This window comes from Neorhizobium sp. P1_A6 (genome assembly GCF_056406795.1).
The window spans coordinates 37,162-51,570 of record NZ_JBFTZM010000015.1 but is presented as its reverse complement, the minus strand read 5'-3'; the positions used below and the strand labels follow the sequence as shown (position 1 = coordinate 51,570).

Genomic DNA, 14,409 nt, shown 5'->3' with positions numbered 1-14,409 from the left:
GCGCATGAAGGCGAACGGCATCGGCGGCGCGGCTCCGGCCGCCTGGCTCGCGATCGCGGGACTGGTCCTCGTCGTCGCCATTCCCTTCATCGCCGTGGTGCTGCAGGGCATCTTCCCCAATCTTGGACAGGGCTCGTTCGCGGGCCCTTTCTCCTCTCTTTTCTCGACGCTTGCCGATAGCGAGCTGATCGGCATGGCCGGCAATACGCTGCTGCTCGGCTTCTGCGTGGTGCTCGCCTCGGCCGTGGTCGCTGTGCCGCTCGGCGTGTTCCGAGCGCTCTACCGCATTCCCTTCGCCCCGTTCTGGGATGTGGTCCTGCTCGTTCCCTTCATGATCCCGCCCTATATCGCGACGCTCGGCTGGATCATGACGCTGCAGCCCCGCGGTTATCTGCAGCAGCTGGTCGGCTTCAATCTCGCACCCTTCCTGTTCTCGCTGTTCGGCATGACGCTGGTCATGGCCTTCAACACTTTCCCGATCGTTTATTTCGCGGTGTCGCGCACGGTGGAAGCCGTTGGCTCCCGTTACGCCGATGTCGGCCGCGTCTTCGGTGCGACGCCGGCGCGGGCTTTCTGGCGGATCACGCTGCCGTTGTCGGCTCCCGGCCTTGCCGCCAGCCTGATGCTGGTATTCGCAGCCGCCATCGAGGAATACGGCACACCGGCAGCACTCGGCCGTCGTGCCGGTTTCCAGGTGCTGGTGACCGGCATCGACCTTCGCATCACCGACTGGCCGATCGATCTTCCGGGTGCAGCGATCCTGTCGCTGCTGCTGGTCGCCATGTCCCTCGTCACATTCCTGCTGCAACGCTGGATCCTTTCGCGGCGCTCCTACCAGACGGTGGGCGGCAAGCCGAGCGCCAAGGACAAGCGACCGCTCGGCGCCCTGAAGGTGCCTGTGATGATCGCCTTCTCGGTCGTGGCGTTCCTGGCGACGGGCGTGCCGCTGCTGGCGATCCTGGCGACGGCGTTGTCGCGGACGATTTCCGGCGGGCTGGCGCTCGGCAATCTCAGTCTCAGCAATTTCATCCTGGTGTTCAGCAACAGCGCCGGCGCGGTCGGGGCACTGGTCAACAGTTTCTCGCTCGGCATCGCCACGGCCGTGATCACCGGGCTTATCGGCGTGACCGCAGCCTACACGGTGGTCAAGACGCGGATGCGCGGCCGTATGGCGATCGACATCATGACCATCCTGCCGAATGCGCTGCCTGGCATTGTCGTGGCGGTCGGGCTGATCCTTGCCTGGAACATGCCCTGGCTGCCGGCGACGCCCTACAACACCGCCTTTATCCTGCTGCTTGCCTATTGTTGCATCCTGCTGCCGCAGCCTGTACGCTATACCACGGCGGCCTTCCAGCAGATCGGTGACAATCTGGAGGCAGCGGCCCGCGTGTTCGGTGCCAGCAGCATCACGGCCTTCCGGCGCATCCTGCTGCCGCTGGTCTTTCCAAGCCTTGCATCGGCCATGCTGCTGGTCTTTGCGCTCGCTTCCCGCGAGCTGGTCGCCTCTGTCGTCGTCGCACCGGTCGGCATGCAGACGATCGCCACATTCATCTGGCGGCAGTTCGAACAGGGGTCGATCGGTCTCGGCATGGCCATGGCCTTCATCGCGATCGTGATTACCACCCTGCTGCCGCTCCTCCTGCTGACGCTGTTGAGGCGCAGCGGGCTGGTGGCGGAATAGCCGTCAACCATCATCGCGCTCACCCCTTTCGCAAATGCGAAAAACAGGGTATGAGGCCGCAAAACGAATTGGGTGCCGCCTCCCGTCGCCGCGCCAAAGCTCAGAGATTCAAAACATGAAAATGCGCAATATCGCGATTATCGCACACGTTGACCATGGGAAGACCACCCTCGTTGACGAACTTCTGAAGCAGTCCGGCTCGTTCCGCGACAACCAGCGCACCACCGAGCGCATGATGGACAGCAACGATCTCGAAAAAGAACGCGGCATTACCATTCTTGCCAAGGCGACCTCGATCGAGTGGAAGGGCGTCCGCGTCAACATCGTCGACACGCCCGGCCACGCCGACTTCGGCGGCGAAGTCGAGCGCATTCTCTCGATGGTGGACGGCGCGATCGTTCTCGTCGATTCGTCCGAAGGCCCAATGCCGCAGACCAAGTTCGTGGTCGGCAAGGCGCTGAAGGTCGGCCTTCGCCCGATCGTCGCGATCAACAAGATCGACCGCCCGGACGGCCGCCACGAAGAAGTCATCAACGAAGTCTTCGACCTGTTCGCCAATCTCGACGCCACCGACGAACAGCTCGATTTCCCGATCCTTTACGGTTCCGGCCGCGATGGCTGGATGAACGTCAATCCGGAAGGCCCGAAGGACCAGGGTCTCGCCCCGCTTCTCGATCTGGTGCTGAAGCACGTTCCCGAGCCGAGCGTCGGCGAAGAAGACGGCGCGTTCCGCATGATCGGCACGCTGCTCGAAGCCAACCCCTTCCTCGGCCGTATTATCACCGGCCGTATCCATTCCGGCTCGATCAAGCCGAACCAGGCCGTCAAGGTTCTGAGCCAGGACGGCAAGACGGTCGAAACCGGCCGTATCTCCAAGATCCTTGCGTTCCGCGGCATCGAACGTACGCCGATCGAGGAAGCCCATGCGGGCGATATCGTCGCGATCGCCGGCCTCTCCAAGGGCACGGTCGCCGACACGTTCTGCGATCCCTCGGTCACCGAGGCGCTGCACGCACAGCCGATCGACCCGCCGACCGTCACCATGTCCTTCCTCGTCAACGACTCACCCCTGGCAGGCACCGAAGGCGACAAGGTCACCTCCCGCGTCATCCGCGACCGCCTGTTCAAGGAAGCCGAAGGCAATGTCGCGCTGAAGATCGAGGAATCGGACGGCAAGGATTCGTTCTTCGTGTCCGGCCGCGGCGAATTGCAACTCGCCGTGCTGATCGAAACCATGCGCCGCGAAGGCTTCGAGCTTGCCGTGTCGCGTCCGCGCGTCGTCATGCACAAGGCCGAGGACGGCACGTTGATGGAGCCGATCGAGGAAGTCGTCATCGACGTCGACGAGGAACATTCCGGCGTCGTCGTGCAGAAGATGTCCGAGCGCAAGGCCGAAATGGCCGAGCTGCGTCCGTCCGGCGGCAGCCGCGTCCGCCTGGTATTCTTTGCGCCGACCCGCGGCCTGATCGGCTACCAGTCGGAACTTCTGACCGATACCCGCGGCACGGCCATCATGAACCGCCTGTTCCACGACTATCAGCCCTACAAGGGTGAAATCGGCGGCCGCACCAACGGCGTGCTTCTGTCCAACCAGGCCGGCGAAGCTGTCGCCTATGCGATGTTCAACCTGGAAGACCGCGGCCCGATGATCATCGAGCCGGGCGAGAAGGTCTATGCCGGGATGATCATCGGCATTCACAGCAGAGACAACGACCTTGAGGTCAATGTCCTCAAGGGCAAGCAGCTGACCAACATCCGCTCTGCCGGCAAGGACGAAGCCGTCCGTCTGACCCCGCCGATCCGCATGACGCTCGACCGCGCTCTCTCCTGGATCCAGGACGACGAGCTGATGGAAGTGACGCCGAAGAACATCCGTCTGCGCAAGACCTATCTCGACGCCAACGACCGCAAGCGCTTCGGCAAGGCGAAGATCGCCTGATTTCGACAGCATGCTCTGAGCCTTTCAAAACCCCGGCAGAAATGCCGGGGTTTTTTCTGTGCCTACGGCCTGCGCGGCCTTGTCGCAAAGGTTAAAAACACGTTAACGTTGCCGCGTTGTCCACATGAGAAGTCTGTGGGCAATCCGCTCTACACACATTGGTGGAATGGCGGATTGCCGACATCAGGGCCTAGAGTAAACGTTATGAAGACGTTATCGATCGATGTCCGGCGGGCCGAACCGCAAGACGCCCGCGCCATTTCCGAGGCGCACCGCCAGGCATGGACCCAGGCCTATGCAGGCCTCATTCCCTACAAGCCGCTAACCCAGATGCTGGAGCGCCGGGGCGAGACCTGGTGGCGCAAGGCGACGCGCGGTCCGGCCACGCTGCTGGTGCTCGACGTCGCCGACCAAGTCGCCGGTTATGCGACGATCGGCCTCAACCGCGCCCGTGCCCTGCCTTACGACGGCGAGGTCTACGAGATCTATCTGCGTCCGGAATTCCAGGGCATCGGCCTTGGCCGCCGCCTGTTCGGCGAAAGCCGCCGGCTCCTGAAGTCGCTCGGCTGCGAAGGCCTGGTCGTCTGGTGCCTTGAGGACAGCGAGCATGCGGCGCGTTTCTTCCGCCGGCACGGCGGCGTGGATCTCGCCGAAGGCATGGAAGATTTCGGCGGCACGCAGCTTCGCAAGATCGGTTTTGTCTGGCCTTGAACGGTCAGGCTTGAAGGCCTTGAATTTAAACGCTTTCTAATGTTTCGGCGCGCAGCGCGGTTCAATATTGGCGTCAAAGCCTTGTTGCCTTGCAGCATGATTCCCGCTATCGACGCTTAACTTTGTCGAACCTCATCGGGGACTAGAATGCGTATCGATGCAATTTCCGTTGGCAAGAATCCGCCTGAAGACGTCAACGTCATCGTTGAAGTGCCGGTCGGCGGCCAGCCGATCAAGTACGAAATGGACAAGGAAGCCGGCGCTCTTGTCGTCGATCGCTTCCTCTACACGCCGATGACCTATCCGGGCAATTACGGCTTCGTACCGCATACGCTCTCTGAAGACGGCGACCCGATCGACGTCCTTATCTGCAACACCCGTCCGCTGGTTCCCGGCTGCGTCATCAACGTGCGCCCGATCGGCGTGATGATCATGGAAGATGATGGCGGCAAGGACGAGAAGATCATCGCCGTGCCGGTTCCGAAGCTGACCCAGCGCTACGACAAGATCAAGAACTACACGGATATGCCCGAGATCACGCTGAAGCAGATCGAGCATTTCTTCGAGCACTACAAGGATCTGGAGCCCGGCAAGTGGGTGAAGATCGGCGGGTGGCAGAATGTCGACGTGGCCAAGACGCTGATCATCGAAGCCATCGAGCGCTACAAGGCAAGCAAGTAAGCCGTCAGGCTTTCAGGAATTTTTTGAATTTCTCTTCCAAGTCCTCCGGGTCGCCATCGATCCGGAGGATTTTTTTGCGCGCGGTTTCGCCCGACAGGATCGAAATGGAGGATTTGGGGAGACGGAACGTATCGGCCAGCAGCAGGATCAGCGCCTTGTTGGCCTTGCCGTCCTCCGGCACGGCGGTGACGCGTGCCTTCAGGAAGACCTCGCCATCGGCGGCGGTCTCCAGGCCCTCGACAGCATTGCGGCCCGAATTCGGCGTGAGCCGGATTGCGAGCCGCAGATGATCGGAATGCCTGCTATAAGGGCCGCTCACGCAAACAGCGGATAGATCGACGTCCACATCAGCGAGCGGATGAAGAAGATGATCAGCAGCAGGACGACTGGCGAAATGTCGATGCCGCCGAGATCCGGCATGATGCGGCGGATGGGGCGCAGCACCGGTTCGGTGACGTTGAAGAGGAAACGACCGACCGCATCGACGAACTGGTTTCGCGAATTGATGACGTTGAAGGCAAAGAGCCAGGAAAAGATGGCGCTGGCAATCAGCACCCAGGTATAGAGGTTCAAGGCCAAATCGATGGTCTGAAACAGGGCGAGCATTAACGTCTCCATTTCTTTGTTGACAGACATGTAGACATTGGCGAACTAACGGGCAAGTGCCGCGCCCGTGCCTCATCCGATTCATGTTTAACGGGCGACAGGCACGCTGCCGGCTTCCGGCTCCGCTGAAAGTGCTGCCTTATGTCCATTCCCGCCTCGGGCGATCGTTTCGCCGCCTTCCGGCACTCATCCTATACTCGCTTCTTCTTTTCCCGGCTTTTCTCGGCTTTCGCGATCCAGATCATCAGCGTCGCAGTCGGCTGGCAGATGTACGACGAGACCAGCAATCCGCTCTATCTCGGTCTGATCGGGCTTTTCCAGTTCCTGCCGTCGCTGCTCCTGATCCTTGTCACTGGCTCCGTCGCCGACCGCTATAACCGGCGCGCGATCGTGGCGGCCTGCATGGTGGTCGGAGCGCTCTGCGCCGGTGCCCTGCTGGCACTCACCGTCACGCATTCGTTTTCGCCCTGGCCGGTGTTCGGCATCCTGATCGTGTTCGGGATCGAGCGCGCCTTCATGGGACCCGCGGTGCAGTCGCTCGGGCCGAACCTGGTGCCGGAACAGGACCTGCCGAATGCGGTCGCCTGGAACTCCTCGTCATGGCAGACGGCGGCGATCCTCGGTCCGGTTGCCGGCGGTCTCCTGTACGGCGTCAGTGCGATCGCTGCCTATTCGGTCGCCTTCGCCTTTCTCATCCTCGCCGCCATTCTGGTGTTCATGATCCCGAAGCCTACGCAGCGCAATGCCGTGGAGAAGGTGAGCTGGGGCCAGATTCTCGCCGGCTTCCACTTCATCTCGCAGGAAAAGATCGTCCTCGGGGCGATCTCGCTCGATCTCTTCGCGGTGCTTCTCGGCGGCGCGGTGGCGCTGATGCCGATCTTTGCGCGCGATATTCTCGAGCTTGGACCCTGGGGGCTCGGCATGCTGCGGGCAGCACCGGGCGTCGGCGCGATCATCGTCGCGATCTACCTTGCCTTCTACCCGATCCGCCACCATGCCGGCATCGCGATGTTCATCGGCGTCGGACTGTTCGGGGTGGGCACGCTGGTCTTCGGTCTCTCAGCGACGCCCTGGCTGTCGATTTCGGCGCTGATGCTGATGGGAGCGTCGGACATGATCTCCGTCTATGTGCGCGAGACGCTGATCGCGCTCTGGACGCCGGACGAAGTGCGTGGCCGGGTCAATGCGGTCAACATGGTGTTCGTCGGCGCGTCCAACGAACTCGGGGAATTCCGGGCAGGTACGATGGCCTCGATCTTCGGGGCGATGCCGGCCGTGGTCATCGGCGGTGTCGGCACGCTGGCGGTCGCGATCATCTGGTCCATGGGTTTCCCGAAGCTGCGCCGGATCGACAGTCTCGAGGCACCGGAGCGGGAAGAGAAATCGGCTCAGCCGGCCTGAAGCGCCGGCTGAGGGCGCAGCATGATGACATCGGAAGCTTCGTGGCTGAAGGAGGAAATATCGGCATCGGGTGCCGTCAGTCTCCTCCCTGGTCTCCCATGGTTGCACGGGCGGCGGCCTGCTGGCGCTCCAGAACCCTGTCGCGCGCCGAAACGCCCAGAAGATCGGCGATCCTCCAGATCACGTGATCTTCGATTTCGCTGCGCTGGCCGTCGGCATAAACGATATCCCAGAGGATGCCGAGCAGCTCGACACGGTCTTCTTCATTGACGAGATGTTTTCTAAGATCGGACGTGAAGCGGTAATAATCGACCGCCTCGCTCCCGGCCTGGTGGCCGACCTCGATCAGCACCTTGAGGCGGTCCTCGCTCAAGTCGTACCGTTCGCGCAGCAGATCGCGAAACTTCTGCTGTTCCTGATCGGAAATATTGCCGTCCGCCTCCATGACCTGGAAACATAGCGCCACGAACGCCACCCGCGGATCATCGGGCGCGAATTCCTGTGTATGGTGAGACCCTGTCAGAGTGTGGAGGAAAGCCTGAATGCGATCTAACATCTATCTCCAGGCCCTCGCCATTCTAGAACAACCGGAGCCTCGTTGCAGGCTGCCCGGCATCGGGATCTTTCACACCCGGATCATCCGGCGGGCGGCCGAAAAAGGGAACGGGCTCCTCCCTATTTTTAGGGGTTTTTCCGTCCTTTGACGTCACATTCGCAGGCGCTGGTGTTTTTGCTGCAACAGCTAACTCCTTCGGAGCCGGCTTTGCCTCCTGCGGAACGGGCTTGACCGGAACCACGATCGGCCGCGGCGCTTCCTCGGCGCGAGACTCGGCCTTCGGGGTGAAAGCCGGCACCTCGGTGACGGGCGGCAGGCTGGCGATCGCCGTGTCGGCTGCGAGCGAACCTTCCTCGACCGGGCCTTCGAGCTGGTCGAACGGCGCCTTCCACTCGAAGGCGTCGAGCCTGCCGGTGACCGGGGAGAGCGGCAGCCACTTTTCCGAGACGTGTCCGTCGGCCACCCAGGCCGGGTCGCGGGGTGCTCGCAGCGCCTGCGCCATCCAGTGCCGGACGCGGCCCTGATCGCCGGTCTCGGCCTCCTCGATATCGGCGAGCAGCAGGTAGACGGCCTCGCGGGGCTCCATGCGGGCGGCCGCCTCCGCCTTGGCGCGGGCCTTCCTGAACTCCTGTGCGTCGAGCGCCGCCTGGGCGACGGCCAGCAGCGATTCGACATTGTTGGGTCGCATCGCTTCGAGCTTTTCGGCGCGTTTCAGCCGGTCGACGGTGCTGTCGCCACTGCGGGCACGGACATAGGCGCGGGCGATTTCCGGATGGGGCCCGAGCTTCCAGACGCCTTCGAGGACCGATGCGGCCTTGCGGACATTGTCCTCACGCAGCCAGGCCTTGGCGGCGATGACGGCGGCGGGCACCAGATCCTTGGCGAGCTTCAGGGCCGCCATGGCGTCGTCGCGGGCGCCCTTCGGATCGCCTTCCAGCCGGTCGTTTGCCTTGGCCGTCAGGAGCACGGCCTTCCAGCGTTCGGCCTTCGGCTTTTCAAGAATATTGGCCATGCGCTGCTGGTCGAGCAGGCGGATCGCATCGTCCCAGCGACCGGACTGACTGCGGGATTCGAGCGTTGCCTGGGCGGCCCAGGGCAGGTAGGGCGCATGCTCGACGGCCTTTTCCGCATATTGGCGGGCGGCCTCGTTGGCGCCGAGCCGGCGGGCTTCCATGTAGAGGCCGCGCAGGCCGAGTTCCCGGGTTTCCGGATCCTCGGCCATCTGCTCGAATTTCTTGCGCGCTTCGTCGTGCTTGCCTTCGATGAGGGCGGCCTGGGCTTCGAGGAGATGGATCAGCGGTTCCTGGTCGGCGCTGATCAGCCCGCGGGTGCGAAGACTCATCTTGCGGGCGAGCAGAGCATTGCCGGCGCCGGCGGCGATCAGGCCGGTCGACAGCGCCTGATAGCCGCGGTCCCGCTTGCGGGCGCGAAAATAACGGCGGACGGAATAGGGCGAGGTCCAGATCACCCCGACGATCCACCAGAGAATCATGGCAAAGCCGACCAGCGCGACCATCGCGGTGGCGGCCACCATCAGGCTGGTTTCGATCAGGTGATCCTGCCAGGTGATGGAAATCAGGCCGGGGCGATCCGCGAGCCAGGAGAAACCCCAGCCGAGAGCCAGCACCACAACGAGAAAAATGAAAAGTCTGACCATCCGGTTCTTCCGTCCTCAGCCTTGGGTGCCGGCGACGGCACGCGTCAGCGTTCCGCCCACGAGATTTTCCACCTGAATGCGGGCATCGAGCTTCTGCTTGAAATCGCGCGAAACGGCTTTTGCCGGTTCCGGCAGCGCGTCCCATTCGCGAGCGGAGGCCTGGAGATTGCCGTTGCGCAGCGCCTCTTCCATGCGGGCGACGATCGCATCCGGCGTCGCGCCCTGGACGTCGCCGACGCGGCGGACCTTGACCACCGACATGGCGGAGGCAAGCAACCGGCCGGCAATGCCCTGGTTGGGATCGGGTTGGGCGGTTGCTTCCAGCATGGCATCGGCAATGCGGGGGAAGTCACGCTGCAGCTCGGCGCGGGCGGGCACCCCGGCGGACGCGAACTTTTGCAGGTCGGCGACGGCGGGATCGTCGCCGGCGACGCTCACGAAGGTCTGCAGTTCTGTTTCGAACGGACCGCCGCGATCGATGCCGGCCTTGAGGGCGGCGGCTGCGACGGCGCGGGCGACCTGCTGTTCCGGGCCGCGATCATTCAGTTTGGCTTCGGCCTGGTCAAGGCGCTGGGCGAGACCGGAACCGGCGCTCGCCGCCGACTGGACGGTGGCGCGAAGCCGGTCGAGATCGGCCTTCAGCGCGGCAAGCGCCTGATCGCTGGCGCCGCTCGATGCTTTGGGCGCGGTTTCAAGGGCTGCGACGCGATTGGCGAGCGCTGTATCCGGCGCTGCTGCGGTGGTGGGACGGTTTTTGAGGGCCGCAATTTCCTGGCGCAAAGCGGTGATGTCGGAGGAGAGGCCGGCCGTGTTGGAGGCGGCCGGGGCAGGTGTGGCGCCGGGCAGGTAACCGGCATATTGCATGCTGCCGGCCAGCAGCAGCGCAACGATGCCGCCGAAAATACCGGCTGCGATCAGCGTCGACGTGGCAGGACTCGGACGCTGCGACGGGGCAGGAGTTGGCTCCGGTTCGGGCGCCACGGTCGCGGGCTGCGGTTCGCTCCGGGCGGCGGCAGACCAAGGGTCGTCATAACGCGGCTCGTCCGCGGCCGAGGGACTGGACGCCGGTTCTTCCGTGGACTCGGGCTTGGGCGTGACCGGCTCTTCGGCTGTTGCGGTAACATCTTCGGCGGGCTCCGTGGCGCTCACCACGTCGTCGGTGTCGTTGCTGCGGACGGGTTCGGCGACGACATCGGACTGCTCGGCGGTCAGGTCGATCGTGACCGGCTCCTTGTCCGTCTTGGATCGGCGGGGTGGTTGTTCCGGTACCATCTCGACCTCTTTTTGCATGCGCTCACAGGAAACTAGTGGGTGGGTCTTAGGAAAGAAAGGGGCGGGCGGGATTTTGGCGCCACACCTCGACTAAAGGAGTGCCAATACCCCATCCTCGTCAGGGTGGCTGGCGATCTTGATATTTCTATGGAATTCCCGCGGAATAATTTCGGCGACATTGTCGCTGAGGCAGAGGAACCGTAGGGACGCGAGTTCCTGAAGGTGCGGCGCAGCGAAATCGCAGAAAAGCCGGGCGGTTTCCCGCGAATAGAGGAGCACAGCATCCACCGGCGGATCGAGCAGGATGTCGCGGATGAAAACTTCATCGTAGGCTATGGGCGTCATTTCATAGACTTCGGCCGTCACGAACGGGACGCCCTTCGCGTGCATGCCGTCCTCGAATTTCGGCGAACGCTGTTTGCCGGCGAGATAGAGCAGGGGCGCATCCAGATCCGATGCATCGCTTGCGATGATTTCCGCGAGTTCGGCGCCTGTGCCAGGCCCGCGGCGAATATTCCGGAAGCCGGCATCTTCGGCAGCCTTTGCTGTTGTTTCGCCAACGGCAAAGAGGGTTTGGCCGAGAAATGGGATGAGACGCTCGCCCAACGCGGACAGCACGCGCAGGGCTTCGGCGCTGGTGACGGCCAGCGCCGAATGGGGGCTGGCGAGCGAGGCCTCGGCAATTTTCGGATGATGGATCGTCCTGGTCAGCGGCAGCAGGACCGGCTGATGGCCGAGATTCTGCAGCCGTTCGGCGGTCCGGCGGGCCGAGTTTTCGGGGCGGGTGACGACGACCCGCATCGCGCTACGACCAGCCTTCGAAGAAATCGGAACCGGCCGCCGCGCGAACGGCTTCGCCCGCCTGCCTGCCTAGCTTTTCGGCATTGGCGCGTTTGCCCTCGGTCTCGATCGAATGTTCCTTGCGGCCATCCGGCGTCAGGATGAGGCCCGAGAACTTCAGATGGTCACCCTCGCAGATGGCGTATCCGCCAATCGGGGTGCGACAGGAACCGTCGAGTGCGGCCAGGAAGGCGCGTTCGCAGGAGACGGCATCATACGTCGGGCGGTCGTTGATCGGGTCGAGAAGCGCGTCGATGCGGGCGTCACTGACACGGCTTTCGACGCAGATCGCGCCCTGCGCCGGTGCCGGGGGGAAGTCCTGCGGGTCGAGCAATTCGGTGACGACATCCTGCCTGCCGAGGCGCTTCAGGCCGGCATAGGCGAGCAGGGTCGCATCCACCTGGCCTTCGTTCAGCTTGCGCAGCCGGGTTTCGACGAGGCCGCGGAAGGTGATGACCTCGATGTCCGGACGGATGCGGCGGATCAGCGCCTGGCGGCGCAGCGACGAGGAGCCGACGGTGGCGCCATCCGGAAGTGCGGCCAGCGTATGGGCGGTGCGGCCGATAAACGCATCGCGAAAATCCTCGCGGGGCAGGTAGGCGGCGAGACGCAGGCCGTCGGGCAGTTTTGTCGGCATGTCTTTCGAGGAATGGACGGCGAAATCGAGATCGCCGGAAATCAGCCCTTCCTCCAGTTCCTGGGTAAACAGGCCCTTGCCGCCGAGCTCGGTCAGCGCCCGGTCGGTGATGCGGTCGCCGGTGGTCGACAGTACGACGATCTCGAACATTTCCTCCGGCAGGCCATGCGCCGTCATCAGCCGGGCACGGGTTTCGGAAGCCTGGGCGAGCGCCAGCGGGCTGCCGCGCGTGCCGATCCGGAAAGGTTTTGTTTGCATCCGCGTCATTCCATTGTTACCGGAAGCTTTCGTAAACCGGTTTACCCGGCATCGCAATTATCGATAGGCGTATGGCGACCTTTCTTCGCATCCTCGGCATTGAAACTAGCTGCGACGAGACGGCGGCTTCCGTCGTCGCGCGCCATGAAGACGGCCGCGGCGAAATCCTCTCCGACATCGTGCTGTCGCAGCTCGACGAGCACAGCGCCTATGGCGGCGTCGTGCCGGAAATCGCGGCGCGTGCGCATGTCGAGGCGCTGGACGGGCTGATCGAGGAAGCGCTCACCCGCGCCAATGTGTCGCTCGACGAGATCGATGCGATTGCCGCGACATCCGGGCCGGGCCTGATCGGCGGCCTGATCGTCGGGCTGATGACGGCGAAGGCGATCGCGCGGGCCGCCGGCAAGCCGCTGATGGCGATCAACCACCTCGAAGGCCATGCCTTGACGGCACGGCTGACCGACGGGCTTTCCTTTCCCTACCTGATGCTGCTCGTGTCCGGCGGCCATACCCAGCTGGTTCTGGTGCGCGGCGTCGGCGAATACGAGCGCTGGGGTACGACGATCGACGATGCGCTTGGCGAGGCGTTCGACAAGACGGCAAAACTGCTCGGCCTGCCCTATCCCGGTGGGCCGGCTGTCGAGAAGGCGGCCCTGAAGGGCAATCCGGACAGGTTCTCGCTGCCGCGGCCGCTGGTCGGCGAAGCGCGGCTCGACTTTTCCTTCTCTGGCCTCAAGACGGCGGTGCGTCAGGCGGCGACCGAGATCGCGCCGCTCAGCGAGCAGGATGTCGCCGATATCTGCGCCTCGTTCCAGAAGGCGATTTCCCGCACGCTGCGCGACCGCATCGGCCGCGGGCTCGCCCGCTTCAAACAGGAGTTCGCGCATCTCGATGTCGACCGGGCGCTGGTCGTCGCCGGCGGGGTTGCCGCCAACCAGGAAATCCGCCGCACGCTGCAGGCGCTCTGCATCGAGAACGGCTTCCGCTTCATCGCACCGCCGCTGCGCCTCTGCACCGACAATGCGGCGATGATCGCCTGGGCGGGGCTCGAGCGGATGGCGGAGGAACTGCCGACCGACGGTCTCGACGTGGCGCCGCGCTCGCGCTGGCCGCTCGACAAGGACGCCAAGACCTTGCTCGGGTCCGGCAAACGGGGTGCCAAGGCATGAGCGGTGCGGGAAAAATCGTCGTCATCGGTGCCGGTGCCTTCGGGACGGCGCTTGCCGCCGTAATTTCGCTGGAAGGCCGACATCCGGTGACCCTGATCGGCCGCGATCCTTCGCTGATGAGCGATCTGCGCGACGACCGGGTGCATGATGCCGCACTTCCCGGCGTACCCCTGCCGGATGCGCTGGAATTTTCCGCCGAGCCGGATGCGATCGGCGAGGCGAGCCTCGTGCTCTTCGCCATGCCCTCGCAGGCGCAGGCGGATGCGGCGCGGCATTACGGTCCCTATCTTGCCGACGGCGCGGTGGTCGTCACCTGCGCCAAGGGCATAGACAAGTCTTCCGGCCGGTTGCTGACCGAGCTGCTGGAGGCGGAATTGCCGCATCATCCGGTCGCGGTACTTTCGGGGCCGGGTTTTGCGGCCGATATCGCCCGCGGCCTGCCGACGGCGATGGCGATTGCGGCGGGGGATGAGGCATTGGCGGAACGGCTCGCCAACGCGCTCTCCAGCCGTACCTTCCGCCTCTATGCTTCCACCGACCGGATCGGTGTTCAGCTCGGCGGCGCGCTGAAGAACGTGCTGGCGATTGCCTGCGGCATCATCGAAGGCGCCGGGCTCGGCGAATCGGCGCGCGCCGCACTGATCTCGCGCGGTCTTGCTGAAATGTCGCGGCTGGTCGAGGCGATGGGCGGCAAGGCGGATACGGTGCGAGGCTTGTCGGGCCTCGGCGACCTGGTGCTGACCGGCACCAGCCATCAATCGCGCAACCTGCGTTTCGGCATCGCGCTCGGGCAAAGTGGCGGTAGCTGGGGCGAGGGCACTCAGGCCGGCGGACCGCTGGTCGAAGGGGCGTTCGCGGCATCCGTCGCGGCGCGTCTGGGCAAGAAATTTTCGGTCGAACTGCCGGTCACCAACGCGGTGGCCGATATCATCGACGGCAAGCTCGATATCATGACGGCCATGGAACAGCTGATGACCCGGCCGATCACCACCGAATAA

Annotated in this window: 14 protein-coding genes; 7 read left to right on the top strand and 7 right to left on the bottom strand. The window is 63.9% G+C overall.

Annotated elements, in window-relative coordinates; genetic code table 11:
* Window positions 1–4: 4 nt before the first annotated feature.
* From AC1D3C_RS24520 to ppa, 4 genes are all read left to right on the top strand, one after another.
* Window positions 5–1,684: an ABC transporter permease gene (locus AC1D3C_RS24520; RefSeq protein ID WP_477484686.1), complete on the top strand. Its 1,680-nt coding sequence runs from the start codon at window positions 5–7 to the stop codon at window positions 1,682–1,684.
* A gap of 115 nt (window positions 1,685–1,799) precedes the next feature.
* Window positions 1,800–3,623, top strand: a complete 1,824-nt coding sequence (gene typA, locus AC1D3C_RS24515) for a translational GTPase TypA (protein WP_038590846.1) — start codon at window positions 1,800–1,802, stop codon at window positions 3,621–3,623.
* 204 nt (window positions 3,624–3,827) lie between these two features.
* Window positions 3,828–4,334 carry a GNAT family N-acetyltransferase gene (locus AC1D3C_RS24510; protein WP_038590844.1) on the top strand — a complete coding sequence of 169 codons (507 nt, stop codon included), beginning with the start codon at window positions 3,828–3,830 and terminating at the stop codon, window positions 4,332–4,334.
* A 147-nt stretch (window positions 4,335–4,481) separates the two neighbouring features.
* On the top strand, window positions 4,482–5,015 hold the full coding sequence (gene ppa, locus AC1D3C_RS24505; RefSeq protein WP_038546562.1) for an inorganic diphosphatase: 534 nt from the start codon (window positions 4,482–4,484) through the stop codon (window positions 5,013–5,015).
* A gap of 4 nt (window positions 5,016–5,019) precedes the next feature.
* Here the strand turns inward: ppa and AC1D3C_RS24500 are convergent, their stop codons facing one another.
* Window positions 5,020–5,334, bottom strand: coding sequence for a DUF167 domain-containing protein (locus AC1D3C_RS24500; RefSeq protein WP_477484685.1), 315 nt, complete (start codon window positions 5,332–5,334; stop codon window positions 5,020–5,022).
* The gene (locus AC1D3C_RS24495) at window positions 5,331–5,621 is read right to left on the bottom strand and encodes a YggT family protein (protein ID WP_038546555.1); all 291 of its coding nucleotides are present in this window, start codon (window positions 5,619–5,621) and stop codon (window positions 5,331–5,333) included. The genes AC1D3C_RS24500 and AC1D3C_RS24495 overlap by 4 nt, the downstream gene beginning before the upstream one ends.
* 141 nt (window positions 5,622–5,762) lie before the next feature.
* Between AC1D3C_RS24495 and AC1D3C_RS24490 the strand changes: the two genes are divergently transcribed.
* Window positions 5,763–7,022, top strand: coding sequence for an MFS transporter (locus AC1D3C_RS24490; RefSeq protein WP_247138166.1), 1,260 nt, complete (start codon window positions 5,763–5,765; stop codon window positions 7,020–7,022).
* Window positions 7,023–7,098: 76 nt separating this feature from the next.
* Here the strand turns inward: AC1D3C_RS24490 and AC1D3C_RS24485 are convergent, their stop codons facing one another.
* The 5 genes from AC1D3C_RS24485 to hemC all read right to left on the bottom strand — a co-directional run bounded on the left by AC1D3C_RS24485 (window position 7,099) and on the right by hemC (window position 12,242).
* Window positions 7,099–7,578 (bottom strand): tellurite resistance TerB family protein, encoded by a 480-nt coding sequence (locus AC1D3C_RS24485; RefSeq protein ID WP_477484684.1) that lies wholly within the window; start codon window positions 7,576–7,578, stop codon window positions 7,099–7,101.
* Window positions 7,579–7,600: 22 nt separating this feature from the next.
* Complete coding sequence (locus AC1D3C_RS24480; protein WP_477484683.1) at window positions 7,601–9,235, bottom strand: heme biosynthesis HemY N-terminal domain-containing protein; 1,635 nt, start codon at window positions 9,233–9,235, stop codon at window positions 7,601–7,603.
* A gap of 15 nt (window positions 9,236–9,250) precedes the next feature.
* Complete coding sequence (locus tag AC1D3C_RS24475) at window positions 9,251–10,507, bottom strand: COG4223 family protein (RefSeq protein ID WP_477484682.1); 1,257 nt, start codon at window positions 10,505–10,507, stop codon at window positions 9,251–9,253.
* A gap of 90 nt (window positions 10,508–10,597) precedes the next feature.
* Window positions 10,598–11,308 carry a uroporphyrinogen-III synthase gene (locus AC1D3C_RS24470; RefSeq protein WP_477484681.1) on the bottom strand — a complete coding sequence of 237 codons (711 nt, stop codon included), beginning with the start codon at window positions 11,306–11,308 and terminating at the stop codon, window positions 10,598–10,600.
* 4 nt (window positions 11,309–11,312) lie between these two features.
* Window positions 11,313–12,242 carry a hydroxymethylbilane synthase gene (hemC, locus tag AC1D3C_RS24465; RefSeq protein WP_477484680.1) on the bottom strand — a complete coding sequence of 310 codons (930 nt, stop codon included), beginning with the start codon at window positions 12,240–12,242 and terminating at the stop codon, window positions 11,313–11,315.
* A 71-nt stretch (window positions 12,243–12,313) separates the two neighbouring features.
* Between hemC and tsaD the strand changes: the two genes are divergently transcribed.
* Both tsaD and AC1D3C_RS24455 read left to right on the top strand, forming a co-directional pair.
* Window positions 12,314–13,411 (top strand): tRNA (adenosine(37)-N6)-threonylcarbamoyltransferase complex transferase subunit TsaD, encoded by a 1,098-nt coding sequence (gene tsaD, locus AC1D3C_RS24460; protein ID WP_477484679.1) that lies wholly within the window; start codon window positions 12,314–12,316, stop codon window positions 13,409–13,411.
* Complete coding sequence (locus AC1D3C_RS24455; protein WP_477484678.1) at window positions 13,408–14,409, top strand: NAD(P)H-dependent glycerol-3-phosphate dehydrogenase; 1,002 nt, start codon at window positions 13,408–13,410, stop codon at window positions 14,407–14,409. The genes tsaD and AC1D3C_RS24455 overlap by 4 nt, the downstream gene beginning before the upstream one ends.

Excerpts from the sequence above, each read along its gene's own strand:
- AC1D3C_RS24520 (WP_477484686.1), top strand. The coding sequence starts at position 5 with ATGAAGGCGAACGGCATCGGCGGCGCGGCTCCGGCCGCCTGGCTCGCG.
- typA (WP_038590846.1), top strand. The coding sequence starts at position 1,800 with ATGAAAATGCGCAATATCGCGATTATCGCACACGTTGACCATGGGAAG.
- AC1D3C_RS24510 (WP_038590844.1), top strand. The coding sequence starts at position 3,828 with ATGAAGACGTTATCGATCGATGTCCGGCGGGCCGAACCGCAAGACGCC.
- ppa (WP_038546562.1), top strand. The coding sequence starts at position 4,482 with ATGCGTATCGATGCAATTTCCGTTGGCAAGAATCCGCCTGAAGACGTC.
- AC1D3C_RS24495 (WP_038546555.1), bottom strand. The coding sequence starts at position 5,621 with ATGCTCGCCCTGTTTCAGACCATCGATTTGGCCTTGAACCTCTATACC.
- AC1D3C_RS24490 (WP_247138166.1), top strand. The coding sequence starts at position 5,763 with ATGTCCATTCCCGCCTCGGGCGATCGTTTCGCCGCCTTCCGGCACTCA.
- AC1D3C_RS24485 (WP_477484684.1), bottom strand. The coding sequence starts at position 7,578 with ATGTTAGATCGCATTCAGGCTTTCCTCCACACTCTGACAGGGTCTCAC.
- AC1D3C_RS24480 (WP_477484683.1), bottom strand. The coding sequence starts at position 9,235 with ATGGTCAGACTTTTCATTTTTCTCGTTGTGGTGCTGGCTCTCGGCTGG.
- AC1D3C_RS24475 (WP_477484682.1), bottom strand. The coding sequence starts at position 10,507 with ATGGTACCGGAACAACCACCCCGCCGATCCAAGACGGACAAGGAGCCG.
- AC1D3C_RS24470 (WP_477484681.1), bottom strand. The coding sequence starts at position 11,308 with ATGCGGGTCGTCGTCACCCGCCCCGAAAACTCGGCCCGCCGGACCGCC.
- hemC (WP_477484680.1), bottom strand. The coding sequence starts at position 12,242 with ATGCAAACAAAACCTTTCCGGATCGGCACGCGCGGCAGCCCGCTGGCG.
- tsaD (WP_477484679.1), top strand. The coding sequence starts at position 12,314 with ATGGCGACCTTTCTTCGCATCCTCGGCATTGAAACTAGCTGCGACGAG.
- AC1D3C_RS24455 (WP_477484678.1), top strand. The coding sequence starts at position 13,408 with ATGAGCGGTGCGGGAAAAATCGTCGTCATCGGTGCCGGTGCCTTCGGG.